This window comes from Marinobacter adhaerens HP15 (assembly GCF_000166295.1).
In the GTDB taxonomy this organism is placed as follows: domain Bacteria; phylum Pseudomonadota; class Gammaproteobacteria; order Pseudomonadales; family Oleiphilaceae; genus Marinobacter; species Marinobacter adhaerens.
The window spans coordinates 2,933,433-2,957,163 of record NC_017506.1 but is presented as its reverse complement, the minus strand read 5'-3'; the positions used below and the strand labels follow the sequence as shown (position 1 = coordinate 2,957,163).

Below are 23,731 nucleotides of genomic sequence, written 5' to 3'. Positions count from 1 at the left end.
GACAATCAGGAGGAGAGATGAGGACCCGGACCCCGGTGCCATTCAAAAACCAACTCATAAGCGCGGTCGTCGCTGGCCTTCTGCCGGTGTGTGCAAGCGCAGGCAAGGATGACAACACCTTGGTGGTGGCATTTGAAAAGCCGTTGACCACCGTTGACCGGTTGTATTCTATCCAACGCGAGGGGCTGATCCTCTCCCGATTGACCGACGACGGTCTGTTCTACGTGAACCCCGATTCTCTTGAATTCGAACCATTGGCCGCTGAGTCATATGAGTGGATCAATGAGACCACGCTTGAGGTAACTGTCCGGGACGATGTTTTCTTCCACGATGGGAGCAAGCTTACCGCTGAAGACGTGGTTTACACCTTTGAGTGGGTGTTAGATGAGAATTCCGACACCAGTCGCGGACCAGTGATTCAATCGTGGCTCGAGAGCATTGAGAAGGCTGGCCCGAGAACCGTGCGTTTTAACCTGCGGCTGCCTTACCCAATGGCGCTGCGGGACATGGCGATCAGTATCCCTGTACGCAAAAAAGGAACGTATGAGGGTGCCGATGGTATGGAGAACGCGGCCGAAGACCGACCGCTGAACGGTATAGGCCCATACCGGATCAAGGACTTCAGTGCCGGCCGGGAAATTGTCATTGAGCGTTTCGACAATTACTACCAGGCCAGCCCCAAAGCCAACCCGGCCATTGAAACCATGGTATTCCGGGTTATCCCGGACCAGGGAACCCAACAGGCGGAGCTGCTAAGTGGTGGCATCGACATGATGATGGGCGTACCGCCGGATGTAGCCGATAACATCAGCCATCTTCCGGGTGTAGAGCGCAAGGAAGGTAATGATATCCGTATTGGCTACATCACCCTGGACGCTGCCGGCTATTCTGACCCGGACACCCCGTTTACCAAACTTAAAGTGCGCCAGGCGATTAACCACGCCATCAATCGCGAGGAAATTACCCGATATCTGGTGCGCGGCAGTGCGGAGGTAGTTCCCTATGCCTGTCACCCGCGGCAGTTTGGCTGCGAGGGCGACGGCCCCGTTTACCCCTACAACCCTGAAAAGGCGAAGCGACTCCTGAAAGAGGCCGGTTACCCGGACGGCTTCGCCTTCAAACTGTGGGCCTACCGGGAAAAGATCATCGCCGAGGCAGTGGTCAGCGACCTGAAGGAGATCGGCCTGGATGTTGATCTTCGGTTTGTGAAGCTGAATGTGTTTGCCAAAGTGCGTAACGACAAAGACATGGAAGCTTTCTTCGCGTCCTATGGCAGCGGCGGTACTGCCGATGCTTCTGCGTCCACTGGCGTCCATTTTGCCGCGGGGTCTGCCCGCAACTACACCGACGATGAAGCGCTCGGAGAGACGGTACTGGCCGCCGAACGCACCATTGAGGTTGCGGAGCGCAAGCGCCTTTATCGGGAGGCCCTGAACCGGATTGCCGAGCAGGCCTATTGGGTCCCCATGTTTTCCTACAGCCAAAACTATCTGCTGTCGCCGGGACTTGAGTTCCCGGTTCCCAAAGACGGTGTTCCACGTTTCTGGCAAGCCAGCTGGAGCGACCAATAATGCTGAATTACATCCTTCGACGTGGGCTGATGGCCCTGCTAGTTGCACTGACCGTGTCGTTTGGAACCTTCGCTTTGTTCCATTTTGCGACGGACCCTGCCCAGACCATTGCCGGCGAAGACGCGCCCCAGGAAATGGTCGACGACATCCGTGAGCAGTATGGCTTTGACCGGCCGGTGTCTGTCCAGTACGCGGATTGGCTGGGAAGCGCCCTTCAGGGCGATTTTGGGCAGAGCTATTTCTGGAAACAGCCAGTGGTGGAGCTGATTCAGGAACACGCCAAAGTCACCATCGTACTGGCACTTGCAGCACTGGGAGTAACTGTCCTGATCGCCCTGCCGCTGGGGATCAGTGCCGCTCTCAAGCCCAACAGCTGGGTGGACCGGTTTGCTCTCTCAACGGCGGTGTCGGCCCAGGCCATTCCAAACTTCTGGTTGGGTCTGATGCTGATCATCCTGTTCGCGGTGACCTTTCCGATCTTTCCGGTGTCTGGTGACGCCACCTGGAAACATTACGTGCTACCTGCACTGGTCCTCGGAGCCAGTTCGGTGCCGGCGGTAATGCGCCTGACCCGTACAGGGCTCTTGGACGTGCTCTCCTCAGACTACATTCGCACAGCCCGGGCAAAAGGCTTCATGGGTTACCGGCTGATTCTTCAACAGGCCATGCGCAACGCGTTGCTGCCCATTGTAAGTGTGTTGGCGGTGCAGCTTGGCCACAAGCTGGGCGGTTCGGTGGTTACCGAATCGGTGTTCAGCATGAATGGCCTCGGTCGCCTCGCGGTGGAGTCCATCTTCAACTCGGACATTCCGACAGTGCAGTCTCTGATCCTGATCTTTGTACTGACTTTCGTATTGCTCACGCTGGCGGCTGATCTGATTAACGCCTGGCTTGACCCACGGATTCGGATGGGGTGAACCATGACTGCTAGAAACACTATGAATCCGTCTGAACTGACTGCCGACGAACAACGCATCGAATCGGAAGAGGCCGGTCTTGGCCTCAGCCCGACCATGGCAGCACTGAAACGCGCCCGCAGCCACTACGGCCTGAAGATTGGCTTTGGCATCTTGCTGGTGATGGCCGTGTTTGCCGTGTTCGCGCCCTGGCTGGCGCCCCATGATCCGTATCTGCAGAACCTGCCCATGCGCATGCTGCCACCGGTCTGGGTTGAGGGTGGTAGCTGGGAATATTTGCTGGGTACCGATCATCTCGGTCGGGATTACATGAGCCGCATCATCTATGGGGCTCGGATTTCCATGACCATAGGCATTGGCGCGGCCACCATTGGCATGGTCATCGGTGTCACTCTTGGCCTGATCGCCGGGTACTTTGGCGGCTGGCTGGACCAGGCGGTGAACTTCTTGGTGACCTGTCAGTTGGCGGTACCCAGCCTGCTGCTGATCATGGCGCTGGTGTTCGTAATCGGCCAGTCAATCACGGTGGTGATCTTTGTCATCGGCGCGACCCACTGGGTGTTCTATCTGGTGGTTACCCGGTCGGCAACACTGCGGCTGCGTGAACTGGATTTTGTCGCCGCCGCACAGGCCATGGGGTGCAGCAAGTTCCAGATCGCAGTGAAGGAAGTACTACCCAACCTGGTTAACCAGATCATGGTGATTTTCACCCTGGAGGTGGCGGTCGCCATTCTTAACGAGGCCACCCTGTCATTCCTTGGGCTGGGCATTCCATCGCCCATTCCGTCCTGGGGTCTCATGATCGCTGAAGGCAAACAGGCCATGTTCTTCCAGCCCTGGCTGGTGATCCTGCCGGGCATCTCTCTGTTCATTCTTGTGATTGCGATCAACCTGCTTGGCGATGGTGTTCGCGACGTGACCGTTACTAATCGGAGGAATTGATATGAACATGGCATCCATTTTGGATATCCAGGATCTGTCAGTCGACATTCCGACCGATTCCAGCACGCTGCACGCGGTCCGTGGTATCAGCCTGGAACTCAATCGCGGGGAAACCCTTGGGATTGTAGGCGAGTCCGGCTCTGGCAAGTCCATGACTGCACTTGCGCTGATGAACCTTTTACCACCGGCCGCCAAGCGCCAGGCCTCCTGCATCGACTTCGATGGGAGTGACCTGACTCACGCCACCGAGCGAGAACTGGCCAGCAAGATCCGTGGCCAGCGTATCGGAATGATTTTCCAGGAGCCGATGACCAGTCTCAATCCGGTGTACTCCATCGGGCGGCAGCTCAAGGAAACCATGACACTGCACCGGAAGGTTTCCGATACCGAAGCTGAAAACCGGGCAGTCTATTTGCTGGAGAAGGTGGGTCTGCCGGATCCTGCGAGCCGGCTCAAGCAATACCCTCACGAGCTTTCCGGAGGGCAGCGTCAGCGTGTGATGATTGCCATGGCCCTGATGAACGAGCCGGAATTGCTGATTGCGGATGAGCCTACCACGGCTCTGGATGTGACTATTCAGGCCCAGATCCTTCACCTGTTGCGGGAGCTGCAGCAGGAATTCGGCATGTCCATGATCCTGATTACCCACGACCTCGGTGTGGTGTCTCGGGCCGCTGACAACATTGCGGTGATGTACGCCGGGGATATTGTGGAAACCGGCAAGACAGGGGAGGTACTGGAAAACCCTCGCCATCCTTACACCAAAGGTTTGCTGGAGTGTGTTCCGGGCTACAAGGGACAAAGCCAGCAGAGGCTCGGTGCCATTCCGGGTATCGTTCCTGCCATGACCGGCGACATCTCAGGTTGTGCCTTTGCATCCCGGTGCCCGCGGGCGGCGGGTGTCTGCAGGACGACGAATCCGCCGACCAAGAAGCTCCATCAGGGCAGGTACTTTGTTTGCCATGAGCCTGACGTTGAGGGAAGAGGGCTGGCGGCGGAGCGGCCAACCGCAAGTGAAAGAACCGTCACATCCAATGTTCGTGGGACCGAAGACATTCTGACGGTAGACCACGTCAGCTGCACGTTTTCAGTGAGGCGGGGAATGTTCGGTAAGCGGAAACCGCTGCAGGCACTGGATGATGTCAGCCTGACCCTGAAAAAGGGCGAGGTTCTGGCGTTGGTGGGCGAGTCAGGGTGTGGCAAAACAACGCTAACCCGGACCATCATGGGGCTGCAGGCTCCTTCAACCGGATCTGTCACGCTCAACGGTCAGCGCATTGAAAATCTGCCTCCGATGGATCGGGCCCGGATGATTCAGCCCATTTTCCAGGACCCTTACTCATCTCTGAATCCCAGAAAAACCATTGGCGAGATTATCGCCAAGCCTCTGTTTGTCCACGGCATCGGATCGAACCAAGAACAACACCAGCAGGTTCGGAAAATGATGGAACTGGTCGGCCTGCCGTCGAGGGTGTTTAACAGTTATCCCGATCAGCTTTCCGGAGGCCAGAGACAGCGCGCTGCCATCGGGCGTGCACTGATCCTGAATCCCGAGGTCGTGATCTGCGATGAGCCGACGTCTGCTTTGGATGTGTCCGTCCAGGCCCAGATTCTCAATCTTCTTCTGGACCTTCGGGATGAGCTGGATCTGACCTATCTGTTCGTAACCCACAACCTGTCCGTGGTTCAGCACATGGCGGACCGTGTGGCGGTGATGTATCTGGGCGAGATCGTCGAGTGCGGCGAACGTGATCAGGTGATGTCCGACCCGAAACATCCCTATACCCATGCGCTGATGAATTCAGCGCTGAGTATCTCCCCGGGCGAGAGTGTCCCCGACCCCGGCCTTTCAGGAGATTTCCCCAATCCGATGAATCGACCCAGCGGGTGTCCGTTCCATCCGCGCTGTCCGCTCGCGGATCAGCAATGCCGCGAACAGGCACCGGGGCCAGAACTCATCGATAACACGCTGGTTCAGTGCTGGAAGGCAAGAACCGCCGGCAACCAGCTCAAATCCTGATCCAAACAACAACACAGAGGACCTGCGCCATGAAACTTGTTGCCATCTTTTTAATAGGGCTTATGTCAGTCCTCTCCGGTTGCGCATCTGTTCAGCCGGGCGGTGCTGCATACAGCGAAGAATCCGAATCTGACCTTTTTCAACCCGAAACCTTCGAGAGCTATGGCTCCTTCGTGGTTTCCGCTGGCACCGATGCCAAACCTGTGGACATGCGGCTTTGGTATTCCCGACCTGATCAGATCACAGCCGACACCCGGGTCATCATGGTGATGCACGGCGGTCGTCGCGATGCTGACAAATACCGCGATTACTGGGGCGCTTACGCAAAACAGTACGGTGTTCTGATCGTTGCCCCGGAAATTTCGGAGAAAGACTTTCCAACGGGCTGGGGATATCAGACCGGCAACTGGGTAACGCCGGATTCCGATTCTACGGATGAAACCAAGGGTGAGCGGGTACCGGTGGAGCAGACCTCGTTTGCCGCGTTCGAGAGAGCTTTCGATGAGCTGAAAAAGCACTTCAACCTGAACGCCGAAACCTACGATATCTGGGGCCATGGCAGCGGCGCGCAGTTCGTTACTCGAATGATCATGTTGTATCCACAGGCCCGCATCGGCACTGGCATTGCCGCAAACTCCGGCACCTACACCTTTCCAGACTGGACGCTGCCCCTGCGCTATGGCCTGAAGAACACCGGTATCGAGCCAGAAGATCTGAAAGAGTCCTACAAGCATCACCTGGTGATCATGCTGGGCACCGATGATGACGACACCTCCCATCGCCTGCTGAGCCAGCTTGAGATCGCAAAGGCACAGGGCGCACACAGACTTGAGAAGGGGAAGAACTTCTACCGTGTGAACAAGGAACAGGCCGAGCAACTCAATACGGAATACAACTGGGAGCTGCAAACGGTCTATGGAATTGGCCACAGCGGACGAAAAATGTCGGAAGCCGGGGCCGAGTACCTCCTGGAAGGCAAGACCGAGGAGCCGTTGTTCACTGACGACCTGCAGGTGAACGAATCCTATCGCTCGGACAATGATTCCCGCGAAGAAAACGAACTACTGAAAGGCTCAGACGACGGAGAAGAATCTCCGTTTTGAAGACACCTCACTATGAGCGAAGGGACCAATATGGAACAGCAAATGCCCCGATCGATTGTACGCCTTGCGCATGGTCGGCTTAGCTATCTGGAAAACGGCAGCGGTACGCCGGTGCTCTTCCTTCACGGCCTTAATGGTAATGGATCGAGCTGGGTTGACCAATTGTCGGCCCTGGCGACGTCAATGAAGATGTGGGCGTGGGATGCGCCCGGATATGGCCAGTCTGACGTGGCCGGTGACTCGGTAACGGATCTTGCGAAAGTCGCTATCGAGTTTCTTGAAACCTGCGGCCCGGGCCCGGTCAACCTTGTGGGTCACTCCATGGGCGGTCTCGTTGCCATGAAAATTGCCATCATGAAACCCGAACTTGTAAAACGACTGGTTCTCTCATGTACCCATCCCGGCCATGGCCTGACAGACGGAGCGAACGATCGCTACCAGCGAAGATTGAGGGAACTGGAGGAGTTGCCCAAGCAGGAATACGGTAGGCGACGCGCCAAAGGGATGTTGCCGGAAGGCACCAGCGAGGTTCTCTTCCAGCGGGTGGCAGCCATTGCGGCTGAATCTCGCCCTGACGGTGTTGTGAACGCGGCCTGGGCGATCCAGACCGCAAACCTTATCCCTGAGCTGGGGAAGATCCAGGCGCCAACGCTGGTTGTCACCTGTGACAAGGACTCCGTGGCGCCGCTGAAAAAGGCCGAGCCATTGCTGGAGCATATTCCGGATGTCCAGCACGTGGAACTAAGTGGTTTGGGCCATGCCCCATACCTTGAAGATGCCGAGCGCTATAACTCGGTATTGTCGGACTTCTTGCTGGCAAACGGATGATTAGGCAGGGAATCCCCAACCTCGAATTCGAAAGACAGCTACCACTTCTCTGAGAAAGGCCGAGCATCGAGCTCGAAAGTCCAGGCTGAGCGTGGCTGGTTGTGTAGCTGCCAATAGATTTCCGCGAGGTCGTCGGGCTCGATAATGCCGTCCTCGCCCTTGCTCGCATAGAGGTCCGGCAAAAATTCTGCCGTGGCTTCATTGCGGATGAGGCCATCCACCACCACGTGAGCGACGTGTATCCCTTGCGGGCCCAATTCCCTTGCCATGCTTTGCGCCAGGGCGCGCAGCGCATGCTTGCCGCCGGCAAAGGCCGCAAAGCCGCGTCCGCCGCGGAGGCTGGCGGAGGCGCCGGTAAAGAGGAGTGTGCCTTCATTGCGTTGCAGCATTTTCTTTGCGACCTCGCGCCCGACCAGAAACCCGGCCAGTGCGCACATCTCCCAGACTTTCCGGTAGATCCGGGTGCTGGTCTCGCAGATATCGTATCGAACGTTTCCGCCCACGTTGAAGACGGCTACCCGTATTGGGCCATGCTCTGACTCAACGCGTTCAACCAGCTCAATGACTTGGTCTTCGTCCCTTGCATCGGAATGGATGGCTGTCGCGCTCGAGCCGAGAGCCTGAATTTCCGAGCTGAGAAGATCAAGATCCCCGCGCCGGCGGGTGACCACAAGGTGGAAGCCTTCCTTTGCAAAGCGCCGGGCGATGGCAGAGCCGAGGTGGTCTCCGGCCCCGATGATTAGAGCAACTGGTTTGTCTGTTGTTGTCATTTTGCCACCTTTAGTGAGGCCATTATCCGCCGGTTCGAATCGTATCGGCGTTCTTTTCAGCAATCATGATCGTCGGGGCGTTGGTGTTACCACCAATCAAAGTCGGCATGACTGAAGCGTCGACCACCCGCAAACCCTCAAGCCCGTGAACCTTGAGGCTGGAGTCAACCACGGCCAGATCATCTATGCCCATCTTGCAGGTGCCTACCGGGTGATAGATCGTATCCGCGCGGGCGCGAATGTGGCGTTCCCACTCCTCATCGCTCATGCCGTCGTGAACGCCGAACATTTCGGATTGTCGGTACGGCGAGAGTGCAGGCCCTTCGAGAATCTCCCGGGTGATTTTTGCGCCTTTGATAGTCAGATTCAGGTCGTCTGGATCGGACAGATAGTTGGGGTCGATGCCGGGATCGGCCATTGGGTCGGCGCTGAGCAGAAAAACACGCCCTCGGGATTTCGGCCGCAGGTTGCAGACGTGGCAACTGAAGCCGTGTCCCCAATGCAGTTTACGGGCATGATCCTCCACGATGGAGACGACGAAGTGCAGCTGCAGGTCTGGCTTGTCCTGCTCCGGGTCAGACTTCAGGAATGCCGCCCCCTCTGCAAAGGGCGAGGCAATCATACCCGTCCCATCCGTTCGCCATTGGAGGGAATGGCGAAGCATGTTTTTCATGCCCGTTAAACTGAAGCCAAAGTTATCGGTATCCGCGGACTTGTAGGCCAGAATGAAATCCAGATGATCCTGCAGATTTCGGCCGACGCCCGGCAGCTCGTGAACCATGGGAATTCCATGCGGGAGGATGTCGTCGGGATTTCCCACTCCGGATAGCTGAAGTAACTGCGGGGAGCCGAAGGCACCGGCGGATAGGATGACTTCGCGGTTTGCTGAGGCCGTGAGCGATTGGCCCTTGAGTCGATACTCAACGCCGGAAGCACGTTTTCCGTTAAAAAGAATTCGGGTCGCACGGGCACCGGTCACAACCTTTAGGTTGTTGCGCTGTTCTATGATCGGATACAAATACGCCGCAGCGGTGGAGCAGCGTTCACCATTGCGTTCGGTGTCATGAAACTGGGTAACTTCAAAGAGGCCAACGCCCTCGTTGTCGCCGGTATTGAAATCCTCGCTTGCGGGATAGCCTCGCTCTTTAGCCGCCTCGATAAAGGCTTCGGAAATGGGCCTTGGTGATCGCTGTTTGCAAACATGCAATGGACCATCGGCCCCATGATATTCGCTGGCTCCACCTTCATGGCATTCCGCTTTGCGGAAGTAGGGCAAAACATCATCCCATCCCCATCCGTCGCAACCCAGCTCGGCCCATCCATCATAATCAGCGCTGTGTCCACGCACATAAAGCATTGCGTTGATCAGGCTGGAACCACCCAGCCCACGGCCTCTGGGTTGGAATCCTCGACGCCCGGCCAGCTCGGGCTGCTGCTCTGTATTGAGCGCCCAGTTATTGATTTTGCCATGGCCGGGCATGATTGCGACCACACCAGCTGGCGCGCGGGTCAGCAAGTGATCGCCCTTGCCACCTGCCTCCAGGAGACAGACGCTGACATCAGGGTCCTCACTCAATCGCGCCGCCATCACGGCGCCAGCCGATCCGCCACCTACAATGATGTAATCAAAAATCATACGGTCCCCGGTTCCTGTTTTTGTTTTGGGTGTACGCTTTCCTGAGCCAGAAAAGGCAGCAGTCAACGAGATGCAGGATCAAGGTTAGACCATCGCCTGGCCGAGCGCCTCTTGGCCGATGGACAGACTGCTAAGAGCATAGGATGCTATGCTGATCCGACAACAAACAACAAAAGAGGATGTGTGATGGCTTTCGCCGAGGTAAATGGCCAAAGGCTTTACTACGAGGACACTGGCGGGACTGGACCGGTCGTGGTGTTCTCGCACGGTCTGCTGATGGATCACGAAATGTTTGCTCCGCAGGTGTCGGCGTTTCGCGACCGTTTCCGTTGTATCACCTGGGATGAGCGTGGGCACGGGCTCACCGCCGTTGCCCAGCCCGAACCCTTCAGTTACTACGACTCGGCAGATGACCTGGCTGCACTGCTCACGCATCTGGGCGTAGAAAAAGCCGTTCTGGTAGGGATGTCTCAGGGTGGTTTTCTGTCACTACGGTGTGCTCTGACTCATCCTGATCGGGTGGTCGGCCTGGTGATGCTTGATAGCCAGGCAGGCACCGAGCAGGAAGAAAAACTGCCCCTCTACCAGCAACTGATCAGTTCTTTTATGGAGCAGGGGCTGACCCCGGAAGTGGGTACCACCATTGCCAACATCATTCTGGGAAGTGATTACCCTGACAGTGAACACTGGAAGGAAAAGTGGAAAACGATGTCGGCGGCAAACATCGGCAACAATTTCCAGACGCTGGCAAGCCGCGATGACCTGACAGAACGTCTTTCAGAGGTTTCCCAGCCCACGCTTATTATCCATGGCGATGCTGACATTGCGATTCCGATGGAGCGGGCACAGGTGATGGCGGACGAAATCCCGGATGCCGAACTGGTCGTGATTCCCGGTGCCGGGCACGCCGCAAATCTTTCGCACCCGGATCCGGTTAATCAGGCATTGGATAATTTCTTGAAGCGACTGTAGGCCGCGGATTCATTCCGCGGCATCAGCTTCCTGTTTGGTTTCATGCTCGGTTCCCGGGGCGTGCTCTGGTGGGCAGTAGGTTGTGTAAAGCTTGAGCATGCCGTTTCCGGTGTTACGGAAGTTGTGAAAGGTACCCGAGGGCACGATGCTGACGTCGCCCGCCTTTACAGGTACCTTCGTTTCGCCGATCGTCGCTTCTCCCTCGCCCGAGACGAAATAAAGCAGTTGATCATGTCCCTCGTGAACTTCGCCGCCAATCTCGCCGCCTTCGGGAATGGCCATCAGAACGAGTTGCGTATGATCTCCGGTCCATAATACCTGCCGGAACTCTTCGTTGCTTTTCGCCATTTCCACAACGGGTAGCGTGGTTCTGCGAACTTCTTTCATTCCAGTATCTCCATCCGTGAATTCAGTATTTGGTACTCCTTTTAGCCGCAATCGGATCGCCGGTCTTCAGGCGAAGTCGTAATCACCGCCTTTCTCGAGCGCCCTCTGATAAGCCGGTCGGGCATGAACGCGTTTGACCCATCCGCTGATGTGAGGCCGGTTCCTGCCGACGATGCCCCTGGCTACGGAAGCCTCAAGCGGGAAGCTCATCTGGATGTCCGCCGCGCTCAGTTTGTCCCCCAGGAACCAGGTGTTCTTCGCCAGATGGCTTTCCACGAAATCCAGGTGGGTCTTGATCATCGGGCCGATAAACATCTCGTTGGTTTTGTCCGAAATGCCTTTGGCGACAGGTTTAACAAAGAACGGCATCGGGCTGGTTTTTACCTTTTCGAAGACAAGGCGCAACACCAGAGGCGGCATCAATGAGCCTTCGGCGTAGTGCAACCAATAGGTGTAGTCGAGCCAGGCTTGCCCCCCGCTCTCCGGGAGCATGGTGTCTTTGCCGTAGGTGTGCGCCAGGTATTCGATGATGGCACCGGATTCGGCAACCACCAGATCGCCGTCTGTGATCACCGGGGATTTTCCAAGCGGGTGCACCTTTTTCAGGCTTTCGGGGGCCAGCATGGTCTTGGGATCTCGCTGGTAATGCTTGATCTCGTAGGGAACACCCAGTTCTTCCAGCATCCAGAGAACGCGCTGTGAGCGGGAATTGTTGAGGTGGTGAACTGTAATCATGCGCAAGCTCCGTTCGCATTGAAAAATGGTCGGGTGTGAAGAGTAGTCTGCAAAGAGCGTTTTGGTTCACCGCTGGCGGTGATTAAGTGGCTAATTACGATTGCGCACCGCAAAGCCGTGGCGCCTGAGCTCCTTCAGAATCTCGGGCACCTTGAAGGGCATCAACGTTCGCGTTGTTTTCAGAAGACTGATGGCAACATGCATCCGTTTGTACCAGAGTACCTGGCGGATCTTCTTCTTCATCGGGTGATAGCCTTCCCGATAAAGCTCGTCAACGCGGTCGGCGTTATTGGTAAGGCTGTAGTCGCTCAGGTCCAGAGGTACCGATATGTCGGCATGCTTCAGTTGCTTGCGGGTGTTGAAATCGATGCCAATGTTGATGGCGTTGGAAATGACATCGAAGGTGTTGTCCGGCTTCGGATAACGGCTGACATGGCTGAGATCAACGGCCACCGTAATACCAGCACCCATTTTGGCCAATGGCGAAATGGGGACGTTTTCCACCAGCCCCCCGTCCACCAGAATCCGCCCATCGATTTCAACAGGTACAAACAGGCCGGGAACCGCCATTGAGGCGCACACGACATCCGCCAGATTGCCTTCCCGGAAGATCAATTGTTCGCCGGTTTCGATATCCGTGGCACAGATGGCCAGCGGAATCTCGGCGTCCTCGATCCGGACATCGCCCAGATCGCGGTGAATCATCTCCCGAATGGCGTTGGTGCTGAACAGCCCTCCGCGCTCAAAGGTAAAGTTGATGATTTTGGAGAGGTTCAGCGTTGAGCAAATGCTGAGGATGGATTCCGCCTGGCGGCCGAAAGCGTAATAGCTCGCGATAAGCGCGCCGGCGCTCGTGCCCGAAATGCAATGAATCTTGATTTGCTCTTCTTCAAACGCTTTCAGCACACCAATGTGCGCAATGCCTTTGGCAGCGCCGCCTCCCAGAGCCAGACCGATGCGGGTGTTAAAGGGGTTGAGTTTCATCAGCGGGAACCTTCAGGCGTTGCGAGGATTCGTACCGCACAAGTCTAACAGAGTTGGAAATTTTAATTCTTAGAGTTCAAAATATTGGGGTGGCACTTAGAGAGGTAAACTTTCCAACCGACTGCCGGGTTATGCAGTCATAGGAGTCCTCACATTGGGTGACGTCATTTCAGACGATTATCAGACCGACTACGTAGCCGGTCAGGATAATATCGAGAAGTTCGGCTTCGATATCCACAACATCGTATTTCCGTTAACCGCAATCCTGATTGTTGCCTTCGTTGTCGGAACACTTATTTTCCCCGCAGGTGCAAAGGAGTTGCTCGATAGCGCCAAGAATGGTGCGATCGCTGTGTTCGACTGGGGCTTTCTTCTCAGCGCAAACCTGTTTGTTGTTTTCTGTCTGGCCCTTATTTTCATGCCGGTGGGCAAGATTAGGATTGGCGGGCTTGATGCCAAGCCAGAGTTCTCTCTGCTGTCCTGGTTTGCCATGTTGTTCGCAGCTGGTATGGGTACAGGGCTTATGTTCTGGTCGGTTGCCGAGCCGGTGGCCTATTACACCGACTGGTATGGAACGCCCCTGGGTGTTGAGCCAAACACTGCTGAGGGTGCCCGCCTTGCGATGGGCGCAACGATGTACCACTGGGGTCTGCATCCCTGGGCAATCTACGCGATTGTCGGGCTCTCGCTGTCGTTTTTTGCCTTTAATAAAGGCCTGCCGCTAACCATTCGCTCTGCCTTTTTTCCAATTCTGGGAGACAAGGTCTGGGGATGGCCCGGTAATGTCATCGACACCGTGTCGGTACTGGCGACCATCTTTGGTCTTGCAACCTCGCTCGGGTTTGGCGCCCAGCAAGCGGCATCCGGTATTTCCTACCTGTTTGATATTGAGGGAGGCCTGAATATTCAGGTCGGCGTGATCGCCGGCGTTACGGCTGTTGCTACCCTCTCCGTGATTCGGGGGATCCATGGTGGTGTCCGGATTCTCAGTAACGCGAACATGATCATGGCCGGGCTGCTGCTTCTGTTTGTAATATTTGCCGGCCCCACACTCGCCGTGTTCCAGTGGCTCTGGGATACGTCGGTCTCCTACGCGTCCAATATGTTCTCGCTCAGTAATCCCTTTGGCCGCGAGGAAGACACCACCTGGTTCCATGGTTGGACGGTCTTCTACTGGGCCTGGTGGATTTCCTGGTCACCGTTCGTAGGTATGTTTATCGCGCGGGTATCCCATGGCCGCACGGTGCGTGAGTTCGTCACGGCGGTTCTGATCATCCCGACCATCATTACTCTGTTCTGGATGAGCGCATTCGGAGGCGGGGCGCTAAATCAGGTCCAGAACGAGATTGGCGTGTTGGGTTCCGAGGGTCTTACCGAAGTGTCGTTGGCCATGTTCCAGATGCTGGAAAATATCTCATTGTCTGGAATCACCTCGTTTATCGGGATCACTCTGGTGTTGACGTTCTTCGTCACATCCTCAGATTCCGGTTCCCTGGTGATTGACAGCATCACGTCTGGCGGCAAGACCGATGCCCCGAAAGCCCAGCGCATCTTCTGGGCGGTCACTGAAGGGACAATTGCCGGGGTGCTTCTGTTCGTTGGCGGTGAACAAGCCCTCAACGCTCTGCAAGCTGGCGCCCTGAGTGTCGGGCTGCCGTTTACGCTGGTGCTGTTGGTGATGACCTACAGCCTGTTCAAAGGCCTTCATCATGAACGCCGCTTGCTGATTGCCGAAGGCAAGATGGTGTAACCCCAGGCTGATATAAGGTGACGCTGGAAGGGCCCCTCATTGAGGGGCCCTTTTTTGAGCGAGAGTATCCGGTCAGGACGGGTAGAATTGCCGGATGGCCGTCAGCAGCGTGTCGACATCCTCACGGCTGACATCCTGGTGGGTCACAAAGCGGATCGGGTCTCCGGCCGTAATCAGGATGCCCTGTTCGGCCAGGTAGTCTTTCAGCTGTGACGCCTGGCCCGCCTTGCACCTTGCGTAAACGATGTTGGTCTGGGTACTGGCCGGGTTGACCTCAAGTTCCGGAATCTTTGCCAGGCCGTTGCTCAGGTATTCGGCGTTTTCATGGTCCTCGAGCAGTCTAAGCGGCCCCTTTTCGAGCGCGATACGTCCCGCGGCGGCCAGAATGCCGGCCTGGCGCATGCCGCCTCCCACCATTTTGCGCAGCCGGGTGGCCCGCTTGATGAATGATTCCGACCCCAGCAACAGCGATCCGACCGGTGCGCCCAGGCCTTTGGACAGACACACGCTGACGGAATCGTAGTGCCGGGTTATTTCGGTGACATCGCAGTTTGATTTTACGGCGGCATTGAAAATACGGGCGCCGTCCAGGTGCAGAAGAAGCCCGTGTTCGTCGCAGAACGCACGGGCCTGCGCCTGGTAATCGAGGGGCAGTACTTTGCCTCCGATGGTGTTCTCAAGGGAGAGCAGACGGGTGACGGCAAAATGAAAATCGTCCGCCTTGATCGCGGCCCGGGCTTTTTCCAGATCAATGCTCCCGTCCGGCTCGTTCTCGATCGGTTGGGGCTGGACACTGCCCAGCACCGCGGCGCCTCCGCCCTCGTACTTGTAATTGTGAGCGGACTGGCCACAGAGATACTCATCCCCGCGGCCACAATGGCTCATGATGGCAAGCAGGTTGGCCTGGGTGCCTGTGGCAGTAAAAAGGGCCGCTTCGAAGCCGAGCCTCTCGGCGGCGTAGGCCTGCAGGCTGTTAACTGTAGGGTCGTCGCCATAGACATCGTCTCCAACCTCGGCGCTGGCCATGGCTTCGCGCATCTCGGGGGTAGGGCGGGTCACAGTATCGCTGCGGAAATCAATCATTGTTCCTGGCGCCTTTTTCTTTCCTCGGATGTCTGCATTCTACAGTGCAGCAGGAATCATGGAATTCCCACCCTTTGCATTATTCCCGATTCGTCCCCATAAAACAGAACAAAGCCAAACAACAGGAGATCAGCAATGACGGCACCAACCCTTAAGGAACAACTGAACAGCGCGGTAAAAGAAGCAATGCGGAACAAGGATAAAACCCGCCTGGTTACTTTGCGCATGGCCCAGTCTGCCGTGAAGCAGATTGAGATTGATGAACGCCGCGAGCTCAATGACGAGGATGTTCTCAAGGTGCTGGACAAGATGCTCAAACAGCGTCGCGACGCGGCCAGTCAGTACGACGAAGCCGGCCGCGAGGAACTGGGCGATAAAGAGCGAGCGGAAATGGTGATCATTGAAGAGTTCATGCCGGCGGCTCTCAGCGAGGATGATCTTGACGGGTTGATTCGGATGGCCATCAGTTCAACGGATGCCCAGGGCATGCAGGACATGGGTAAGGTGATGAATGAACTGAAACCCCAGGTGCTTGGCCGCGTTGAGATGGGGCATTTGAGCAAGAAAGTGCGTGCTGCGCTGGCGGGTTGATCGATAGCTTCGTCCCCGCCCGTTGAATCGGGCGGGGGTTGCATCCTTCCAGGCAATCCGTTAATTTAAATCGTGCACAAGGTAATCGTGAGCGAGTTAAATGTCAGAGCATCAATCTTTCAATCAGTCGGCTCCAGGAGATGACCTGCTGACACTGGATCGGCAAATGTGCTTTGCCCTGTATTCAGCGTCGCTGGCCATGACCAAGCTGTACAAGCCGCTGTTGTCGGAACTTGGGCTTACCTATCCCCAGTACCTCGTCATGCTGGTTCTGTGGGAGACCGACGGCGTCAGGGTGTCCGGTCTGAAAGAACGATTATTTCTGGATTACGGCACCCTGACCCCGCTCGTCAAAAGACTCGAGAAGCAGGGCCTGCTGGTGCGCCAGCGGTCGCCCCAGGATGAGCGGCAGGTAATCGTTCTCCTTACGGAGAAAGGCCGGAGCCTTCAGCAAGCTGCAGCCAGGGTTCCGGAGCGCGTCGCCAGCGCTTCGGGGTGCTCACTGGCCGAGTTGGAAGATCTCAAGACGGAGCTGTGTGCACTGAGAAACCGCTTGCACAGCCATCTGGACAGTCATTTGGAGGAGAGTGCTTGAACAGGCTCTCCCGTCTAACCCAAAGCAGAAGAGGAAAGCGTTATGTCTATCGAACAAGTGCTCTATCGTGCCCATGCAGAAGCAACCGGTGGTCGTGACGGCCGTGCCATTTCGTCCGACGGCATTCTTGATGTAGAGCTGGCAACCCCGAAAGAAATGGGCGGTGCCGGCGGCAAGGGGACCAACCCGGAGCAACTTTTTGCTGCAGGCTATTCCGCATGCTTTATCGGCGCCATGAAATTTGTGGCCGGTCGCGACAAGCTCAAGATGCCGGAAGATGCTTCCATTGAAGGCGTGGTTGGCATCGGCCAGATCCCCAATGGGTTTGGCATTGAAGTGGAATTGCGCATCAGCCTCCCGGGTATGGACGATGCGGAGGCCAAACAGCTGATCGATGAGGCGCACAAGGTTTGCCCATATTCCAACGCGACCCGTGGCAACATCGACGTAACACTCAACCGGGTAGGCTGATACCCGGTTTGGATCCGGTTTCGGAACCTGGATCTACCAATCGAGCCTGAGGCTTGCCAGCAGGGCATCCCCAAGGCTCAGATCCTCGGTGCCCGTGTTCAGGTCCTTGTATTGGACACGGGTAGCCAGACTGGCTCCTATACCAAGAGCGATGGTTGGCCAGGATTGTCCCCCCTGGTGCACCCGATAAGTCAGTTGGGTTCTCCACTCGCGTAAATAGAGCGCGCTTTCTACTTCCCTGTCCTTGTCCAGCGTGGCCCAACGGTCCCCGTTTCGTTCCACCCGAAACCCCCAAACCTGCCCCGGGCTCTGCCACTGCATCAGAACAGGCAGGTCTACCAGCCAATGGCCGTGTGCGTTGCTTTGTTCCCAGCGTGCTCTGGGGAGCCAACTGAAAGAGCCAAACCTGTGAATTGCGCGATCTATGCCCTACTATTTTAGCGTCAGTTTTTTCAGCCGCAGTGATTTTCAGGAGCCTATGTCCGATAAAGAACTACGCACCCGATCCGACAAACAGGCGATCGACCAGTTTATCAATGAGGTTCGCACATTGCCCAAGCAGGGTGGCGGGCAGGGGCGGCTGATTTTCGCGCTGGACGCGACTGCAAGTCGGGAAGCTACCTGGGACCAGGCCTGCCATCTGCAGAGCGAACTGTTTATAGCAACCCGGGATCTGGGTGGCCTGGCCATTCAGCTCTGCTACTACCGTGGCTTCGGTGAGTTCAAGGCCACGGGTTTTGTGACCGAAACCGCGCAGTTGCTGAATCTGATGAACGGCGTTTCCTGCCTCGGAGGGCGCACCCAGATCAGCCGGGTATTGGCCCACGCGGTGAAAGAGACCCGTGCAAAGCCAGTCAAAGCTGTAGTTTTTATCGGTGACTGTTGCGAGGAACCGGTGGACGAGCTCTGTCACACCGCCGGGGAACTGGGAATGCTGCGCACACCGGTGTTCATGTTTCATGAGGGCAATGATGCCCATGCAAGGGCGGTTTTCCAGCAGGTGAGCAAGCTTTCAGGGGGCGCATACGCACCCTTTGACCGTAACAGTCCTCAGGTGCTCAAGGATCTTATGGCGGCAGTTGCGGTCTATGCTTCCGGGGGAGCCAAGGCCCTGCAGGATTTTTCCAGCCGTAGTTCCCCGGAAGTGAAACGCCTGACCAGACAGATCCGATAGTGTTTGTGAGAATCCATTGATGGGCCGGTGTGCCCGGGGTATTTGAGTGCCTTTAACGCTTGTTGCCATCGTTGTCGCAGTTGTGGCTTGGGTGTGGTTGCGCAATCAGCCTGCCAGTCAGCGCAATGCCGCCATTCTCAAGCTGGCTCTGCTGGCCGGTATCGGCATCGTCGTCTTGCTGGCTGTGACTGGGCGTTTGCATTTTGTCTTCGCCGGTTTGGCCTTTCTCTATCCTCTGTTGCGTCGCCTGCTGCCATCTCTGTTGCGTGGCGGGCTCGGTCGCGTGGCCGGCGGTGCCGGGGCCAAGTCGGGCAACCAGTCCCATGTTTCCAGCGATATTCTCGAAATGACTCTGGACCACGACTCGGGAATTATGAGCGGCAGGATCATCAAGGGCCCGATGGAAGGGAGAGAACTGGCGGAGCTAAGCGAAAGCGAGTTCCTCGAGCTATTGCGCTATTGCCGCGGCCAGGACGAGGATTCTGCCCGGCTCCTTGAAACTTACCTGGACCGCCGGTTCGGAGACTCCTGGCGAGCAGACGATGAGGCGGCCTCTGAAAGCGATCCGTCGGACGGCAGTGGCAATACGGGCGGCCCGCTTACTGAGAGCGAAGCGCTGGACATCCTGGGGCTTGAGCCCGGAGCCAGTCGGGAAGAGATCATCAAAGCCCATCGGAGGATGATGCAAAAACTTCACCCGGACCATGGTGGCAGCAATTACCTGGCGGCGCGCATCAATGAGGCCAAGGAGTGTCTCCTGGGCTGAGGTGCATCCTGGTTTGCAGGCATTTGCTCAGAGTGATTGCCTGAACGCCGGGATAAGGATATTGTTCAAAAAATGAACTTTTTAGCCCGAGGTGAGAAGACAGCGGTTTGAAGATTTCAACGCTCGCCCAGTGTTTTTTATTGCTTCTGACAGGGTTCCCGCTGGTCGCGAATTCGGAGCCACTGCCGCGGCTAACAGTTCTTGCTGCTGAGATACCGGGGGCAGCGGAGCCAAGTCTCGAGGGGCGAGATATTGAATTGGTTTTGGCGACTTTCGATGAGTGTGGATTTGAGGCCGAATTCATCATGCAGCCTTTTGAGCGCCATGCAAGGACCTACACGGATCGTCAGGACTTCGATGCTATTGCCACAGTACCTTTGCACTGGCGTCTTCCCGGTTATTCCACATCCGCCTACATCTGGTACCAGAACGGTGCCTTCTACAATCATTCTCGAGTAGGCCCGATCGAAAGGCTCACAGACCTCGCCGGTCTTGACGTGGTGACCTTCCGCGAAGGGGTCGATGTGCTGGGAATCAGCGACAACGTACCCGAATTCGCCTCCCTCACCGAGATCGCCGATCAGACCATTCACTCCCGGCTACTGTTTATGGGCCGGGTCGATGCGATCCTGGCCGACGGATTCGTGGTCGCGGAAGTGAATCGGAGAATCTTCAACAAGAAGCGCCGTGGTGAAAGCTGGCCCTCGCAGTCTGATGCTTTTCGTTTCGCGCCAATCTTTAACCCGGCGCCGCACAAGATGGTTTTTCGGAACCCCGCATTCGCCGCAGCCTTTGATCAATGCTTCGACGATTTGCGGCAATCGGGTGTGATTGGTCTGATCAATCAGAAATACATCGATAAGTATCAGAATGTGCTACGTTTCAGGTATCTGGGGCGATAAGTACAGATCCTTACGGAAAACCAAGCGAACGTGGACGATCGTGTGCGTATAAAGTGAAAGCGTGCAGCCTCATGGAGCGGAGCGATGCATTATTTAACCTTTCCAATCGTCATTGGCCTGCTGGTTCTCTTTTCGAAACTTGCGGCCGCTTCGGTTCCTGTCGCCGTTGGTGAAGGATTGAAGGGCGTGATCGGGTACTCCGATGGCAAGCTCCATGGGTCCTTGGCGCCGCTCTACGAATGTGTCTTTGATCGCGCTGACATCCAACCCCAGTATATTCAGGTGCCTCTGAAAAGAGGCTTGGGGTATTTGCATTCGGGAGAAGTCTCGATGGTGCTGCCCCTTGCCCAGAGTGAGCGTCGGGACAGAATCGGCGAGTTCGCCGGTGAGTTGTTTTCGGCGGACTATGTTTTTGTCTCGAATCGCCAACTTCCGCCGATATCTGAAACCTCGGGCCTTAAATATGGGCTGCCTCGGAGCTTTGTTGGTGAACAGTTCATTACCGACGAAAACCCGAGAATCGAAGAAGTCACAGAGTGGTCCCAACTGGTTGCCATGCTTCACTATGACCGCCTGGATGCGGTCGTATTGCCGGCGCTTCTGGTGGAAGATCTCTTTGGTCCTGATGTGGTCAAGGTATTCCAGCAAACAGCGGGAACCCTCCCGGTTTCGCTTTACCTGTCTCGTGCGAATCTGGACAGCGAGGATGTGGGCAAGATCAAACGCGCAGTCAGGAGTTGTCGCGCCGGTGACCTGGTTTCCGAGCTGCGTTAGGGAGCTTTCGCCGGCCCGCTATTCCAGAGTTTCCCGCTCAGTCCACGGACGCTTCACTGCGTGACCTTCTCAGGTGATGGCGTTTTCTGCTTCGCGGAACCCGATTTTCCGCGTTGCGGTTGCCGCCGCTTCCGGACTGCTGGGCTTGGTGGCGCCGGCTCGTTGCGCAAGTAAGCCCCGGGCGCCGGTTCAATCACCGGCAGATTGCCCTCTCCCGGAATGCGAGCCTTAACCTCACCGCCACCGAACTGCTCGGCCCAAGCCACCCAATCTGGCCACCAGGAACCCTCAAACTGCTCGGCACCTTTCAGCCATTCCTCTGGATTGGCCGGGTTGTCTTCGTTCAGGCGATAACCGTACTTCTTCTTCTCGGGCGGATTGATGATGCCGGCGATGTGCCCTGAACCGCCGAGGACAAAACGCAACGGGCCGCCCAGGTTACGTGCGCCTTTGTAGCAGGAGATCCAGGGTGCGATGTGGTCCTCAATCGCAGATGCAAAGTAGGCGGGGGCCTTCACCTTTCTCAAATCGATCGGAGTACCTGCCAGTGTAATACCCCCGGGCTCACGCAGCCGGTTGTTCAGGTACATATTGCGGAGGTAAAAGCTGTGCATGGCCGCTGGCATGCGGGTGGCGTCCGAGTTCCAGTACAACAGGTCAAAGGGCGCCGTGTCGCGGCCGAGAAGGTAATTATTGACGAAAAAAGACCATATCAGACTGTTGGCCCGCAGCATGTTGAAGGCCGTTGCCATGGAAGCGCCTTCAAGATAGCCCTGTTTGTTCATGGCCTTCTCGATTTTGGCAATAGAGTCCTCGTCGATGAAGACTTCGAGATCGCCGACTTCCGAGAAATCCATCATGCTGTTGAGAAACGTCGCGCTTTTTACCCGATCATCCCCGCGGGCCGCCAGCCAGGCGAGTGTGCAACCAAGCAGGGTGCCACCGATGCAGTATCCCACCGTGTTGATTTCTCGCTCACCGGTTGCTTGTTCAATGGCATCCATCGCGGCGACCGGACCTTCGAGCATGTAGTCTTCAAAGGTCTTGTGTGCCAACTCCGGGCCGGGATTTACCCAGGAAACCACAAACACGGTGTGGCCCTGTTCCACCCAATAACGGATGAACGATTTTTTCTCGCCAAGATCGAGGATGTAATACTTGTTGATCCAGGGCGGTATCACCAGCAAGGGCCGGCGATGGACGGTCTCGGTGGTCGGCCGGTATTGGATGAGTTGCATCAGGTCGTTCTGGAACACCACGTCGCCGGGTGTGTTGGCCAGATTGTCGCCCACCTCAAACGCGTCCGGATCGGACATGCGGAAAGGCATCGGGCCTTTGCCTTCGTCCAGATCACGCAGCAAGTTGGCGAGGCCGCGCAAGAGGTTCTTGCCTCGTGTCTTGACGGTTGTGCGCAACACTTCCGGATTGCTCAGGATGAAGTTGCTGGGGGCGAGGGCGTCGGTCATCTGGCTGGTGAAAAAACGGACTTTCCGTCTATCGTGATCATCCAGATCCCGGACATCGTCGATGGTGTCCATCACCCAGCGAGTTGACAGTAAATACGCCTGCTTGAGGGCGTTGAAGGCGATGACGTCGTTCCAGGCCTGGTCACGGAAGCGACCGTCGCCAGGCTCTGGTTCTGCTACGGTCAACGGTTTCTTGCCAATACCGCTGGCCAGAATGCCAGACCAGAACAGACTGCTGTCCTTGAGCAGCCGCATTTGTGCAAACAGAAGCGTGTCTGGCTGGGTTGCAAGCTTGCCGGTCAGGGTGACGAAGGGTTTGGTCATGCTCCCCACGCTGGCCGGATTGGGCGGGCCACCGCGCAAACGCCGCATTATGGAGCGCTTGAGCAGGTGACCACCATGGACACCCACTCGCGCCAGAGAGCGGCTTACCACATTGGGTTCGAAGTCAGGCGTTGATTGCTTTTTTATTGGTTTGTCAGCCATTTTTTCGCCTTCTGTCTTTCAGGTGTTACATGTAAACGCCGCCGTTAACGTTGATCTGCTGGCCGGTGATGTAATCGCCTTCTGCGGCCAGGAAGACCACGGCCCGGGCAATTTCCTCCGGCTTGCCAAAACGACCCATCGGAACCCTGGCAATGATCTGTTCACGGATATTCTCCGGGACCTGGGCCAGCATTTCGGTTTCAGTGAAGCCCGGGGCAATGGCATTGACCGTGATGTTGTACTTTGCCATTTCCAGTGCCAGGGTCTTGGTAAACGCAATAATGCCCCCCTTGCTGGCCGCATAGTTGGCTTGCCCGAAGTTGCCCGCCTGCCCGACGAAAGAGGTGATGTTGATGATGCGACCGTATTTCTGATCCATCATGATCTTCAACACTTCGGAGCACGTGGCGTAGACGCTGCCCAGATTGGTGTCGAGAACGTCGTTCCAATCATCGTCGGTAAGCTTCTTCATGGACTTGTCTTTGGTGATGCCGGCGTTGTTCACCAGGATATCGATACGGCCCCACTGTTCCTGGACCTGGCGAACCAGGCTGCGCGCTTCCGGCATTTTTGACAGGTCTGCTTTGAAGGAGAGTGCCCGTACGCCGGTTGCCTCAATTTCCTTGGCGACTTCTTCGCCTTCAGACTGGCGGGAGCGGTAGTTGATGGCGACGTCGGCGCCGCGTTGGGCAAGTTGAAGTGCGATGTGACGACCGATGCCGCGTGAGGCACCGGTTACGAGGGCGACCTTGCCCTTGAGGTCTTGCATGAAATCCTCCCTGGAGCGGTGGCCCGCTCTGGTTGTTAT

Annotated in this window: 24 protein-coding genes; 15 read left to right on the top strand and 9 right to left on the bottom strand. The window is 56.6% G+C overall.

Going from position 1 to position 23,731, the window contains the following annotated elements; genetic code table 11:
* The first annotated feature begins 17 nt into the window (after positions 1–17).
* From HP15_RS13940 to HP15_RS13915, 6 genes are read left to right on the top strand one after another with little or no spacing between them, the layout of a single operon-like run.
* A complete protein-coding gene (locus HP15_RS13940) occupies positions 18–1,571 on the top strand; it encodes an ABC transporter substrate-binding protein (protein WP_041645492.1) in 1,554 nt (517 codons plus the stop codon).
* A complete protein-coding gene (locus HP15_RS13935) occupies positions 1,571–2,488 on the top strand; it encodes an ABC transporter permease (RefSeq protein ID WP_014578064.1) in 918 nt (305 codons plus the stop codon). The genes HP15_RS13940 and HP15_RS13935 overlap by 1 nt, the downstream gene beginning before the upstream one ends.
* A gap of 21 nt (positions 2,489–2,509) precedes the next feature.
* Positions 2,510–3,430, top strand: a complete 921-nt coding sequence (locus HP15_RS13930) for an ABC transporter permease (protein ID WP_014578063.1) — start codon at positions 2,510–2,512, stop codon at positions 3,428–3,430.
* 7 nt (positions 3,431–3,437) lie between these two features.
* On the top strand, positions 3,438–5,450 hold the full coding sequence (locus HP15_RS23080; RefSeq protein WP_373274840.1) for an ABC transporter ATP-binding protein: 2,013 nt from the start codon (positions 3,438–3,440) through the stop codon (positions 5,448–5,450).
* 29 nt (positions 5,451–5,479) lie between these two features.
* Entirely contained in the window at positions 5,480–6,553 is a 1,074-nt protein-coding gene (locus HP15_RS13920; protein ID WP_041645490.1) for an alpha/beta hydrolase family protein, read from the top strand.
* Between the two features lie 42 nt (positions 6,554–6,595).
* A complete protein-coding gene (locus tag HP15_RS13915) occupies positions 6,596–7,381 on the top strand; it encodes an alpha/beta fold hydrolase (RefSeq protein ID WP_227499639.1) in 786 nt (261 codons plus the stop codon).
* 38 nt (positions 7,382–7,419) lie between these two features.
* Here HP15_RS13915 and HP15_RS13910 read toward each other — a convergent pair whose 3' ends face one another.
* Positions 7,420–8,151 (bottom strand): SDR family oxidoreductase, encoded by a 732-nt coding sequence (locus HP15_RS13910; RefSeq protein WP_014578059.1) that lies wholly within the window; start codon positions 8,149–8,151, stop codon positions 7,420–7,422.
* Between the two features lie 22 nt (positions 8,152–8,173).
* Entirely contained in the window at positions 8,174–9,787 is a 1,614-nt protein-coding gene (locus tag HP15_RS13905) for a GMC family oxidoreductase (protein ID WP_014578058.1), read from the bottom strand.
* A gap of 186 nt (positions 9,788–9,973) precedes the next feature.
* Here HP15_RS13905 and HP15_RS13900 point away from each other — a divergent pair, with 186 nt between their 5' ends.
* A complete protein-coding gene (locus HP15_RS13900; RefSeq protein ID WP_041645488.1) occupies positions 9,974–10,759 on the top strand; it encodes an alpha/beta fold hydrolase in 786 nt (261 codons plus the stop codon).
* Positions 10,760–10,768: 9 nt separating this feature from the next.
* Here the strand turns inward: HP15_RS13900 and HP15_RS13895 are convergent, their stop codons facing one another.
* The 3 genes from HP15_RS13895 to HP15_RS13885 all read right to left on the bottom strand — a co-directional run bounded on the left by HP15_RS13895 (position 10,769) and on the right by HP15_RS13885 (position 12,865).
* The gene (locus tag HP15_RS13895) at positions 10,769–11,146 is read right to left on the bottom strand and encodes a cupin domain-containing protein (RefSeq protein ID WP_008172447.1); all 378 of its coding nucleotides are present in this window, start codon (positions 11,144–11,146) and stop codon (positions 10,769–10,771) included.
* A 66-nt stretch (positions 11,147–11,212) separates the two neighbouring features.
* Positions 11,213–11,881: a glutathione S-transferase family protein gene (locus HP15_RS13890; protein WP_008172445.1), complete on the bottom strand. Its 669-nt coding sequence runs from the start codon at positions 11,879–11,881 to the stop codon at positions 11,213–11,215.
* A 90-nt stretch (positions 11,882–11,971) separates the two neighbouring features.
* Positions 11,972–12,865 (bottom strand): patatin-like phospholipase family protein, encoded by an 894-nt coding sequence (locus HP15_RS13885; protein ID WP_014578056.1) that lies wholly within the window; start codon positions 12,863–12,865, stop codon positions 11,972–11,974.
* Between the two features lie 154 nt (positions 12,866–13,019).
* On the opposite strand from HP15_RS13885, the gene HP15_RS13880 reads away from it, so the two are divergent.
* Positions 13,020–14,615: a BCCT family transporter gene (locus tag HP15_RS13880; protein WP_008172442.1), complete on the top strand. Its 1,596-nt coding sequence runs from the start codon at positions 13,020–13,022 to the stop codon at positions 14,613–14,615.
* Between the two features lie 72 nt (positions 14,616–14,687).
* Here HP15_RS13880 and ltaE read toward each other — a convergent pair whose 3' ends face one another.
* Positions 14,688–15,698: a low-specificity L-threonine aldolase gene (gene ltaE, locus HP15_RS13875; RefSeq protein WP_014578055.1), complete on the bottom strand. Its 1,011-nt coding sequence runs from the start codon at positions 15,696–15,698 to the stop codon at positions 14,688–14,690.
* A 135-nt stretch (positions 15,699–15,833) separates the two neighbouring features.
* Here ltaE and HP15_RS13870 point away from each other — a divergent pair, with 135 nt between their 5' ends.
* The 3 genes from HP15_RS13870 (at position 15,834) to HP15_RS13860 (ending at position 17,355) form a co-directional block, all read left to right on the top strand.
* Entirely contained in the window at positions 15,834–16,289 is a 456-nt protein-coding gene (locus HP15_RS13870; RefSeq protein ID WP_014578054.1) for a GatB/YqeY domain-containing protein, read from the top strand.
* 100 nt (positions 16,290–16,389) lie between these two features.
* Positions 16,390–16,884, top strand: a complete 495-nt coding sequence (locus HP15_RS13865) for a MarR family winged helix-turn-helix transcriptional regulator (protein WP_014578053.1) — start codon at positions 16,390–16,392, stop codon at positions 16,882–16,884.
* Positions 16,885–16,926: 42 nt separating this feature from the next.
* Positions 16,927–17,355, top strand: a complete 429-nt coding sequence (locus HP15_RS13860) for an organic hydroperoxide resistance protein (protein ID WP_008172436.1) — start codon at positions 16,927–16,929, stop codon at positions 17,353–17,355.
* A gap of 33 nt (positions 17,356–17,388) precedes the next feature.
* Here the strand turns inward: HP15_RS13860 and HP15_RS13855 are convergent, their stop codons facing one another.
* A complete protein-coding gene (locus HP15_RS13855; RefSeq protein WP_169702166.1) occupies positions 17,389–17,637 on the bottom strand; it encodes a hypothetical protein in 249 nt (82 codons plus the stop codon).
* A 196-nt stretch (positions 17,638–17,833) separates the two neighbouring features.
* Between HP15_RS13855 and HP15_RS13850 the strand changes: the two genes are divergently transcribed.
* The 4 genes from HP15_RS13850 to HP15_RS13835 all read left to right on the top strand — a co-directional run bounded on the left by HP15_RS13850 (position 17,834) and on the right by HP15_RS13835 (position 20,971).
* The gene (locus tag HP15_RS13850) at positions 17,834–18,529 is read left to right on the top strand and encodes a hypothetical protein (protein ID WP_041646318.1); all 696 of its coding nucleotides are present in this window, start codon (positions 17,834–17,836) and stop codon (positions 18,527–18,529) included.
* 46 nt (positions 18,530–18,575) lie between these two features.
* Complete coding sequence (locus tag HP15_RS13845) at positions 18,576–19,295, top strand: DnaJ domain-containing protein (protein WP_014578050.1); 720 nt, start codon at positions 18,576–18,578, stop codon at positions 19,293–19,295.
* A 107-nt stretch (positions 19,296–19,402) separates the two neighbouring features.
* Positions 19,403–20,197 carry a type 2 periplasmic-binding domain-containing protein gene (locus HP15_RS13840; RefSeq protein WP_227499638.1) on the top strand — a complete coding sequence of 265 codons (795 nt, stop codon included), beginning with the start codon at positions 19,403–19,405 and terminating at the stop codon, positions 20,195–20,197.
* Between the two features lie 84 nt (positions 20,198–20,281).
* On the top strand, positions 20,282–20,971 hold the full coding sequence (locus tag HP15_RS13835; RefSeq protein ID WP_014578048.1) for a type 2 periplasmic-binding domain-containing protein: 690 nt from the start codon (positions 20,282–20,284) through the stop codon (positions 20,969–20,971).
* A 53-nt stretch (positions 20,972–21,024) separates the two neighbouring features.
* Here HP15_RS13835 and HP15_RS13830 read toward each other — a convergent pair whose 3' ends face one another.
* Together HP15_RS13830 and fabG are read right to left on the bottom strand one after the other, a co-directional pair.
* Entirely contained in the window at positions 21,025–22,923 is a 1,899-nt protein-coding gene (locus HP15_RS13830) for a PHA/PHB synthase family protein (protein WP_014578047.1), read from the bottom strand.
* Positions 22,924–22,948: 25 nt separating this feature from the next.
* Positions 22,949–23,692, bottom strand: a complete 744-nt coding sequence (gene fabG / locus HP15_RS13825; protein ID WP_014578046.1) for a 3-oxoacyl-[acyl-carrier-protein] reductase — start codon at positions 23,690–23,692, stop codon at positions 22,949–22,951.
* Positions 23,693–23,731 lie beyond the last annotated feature (39 nt).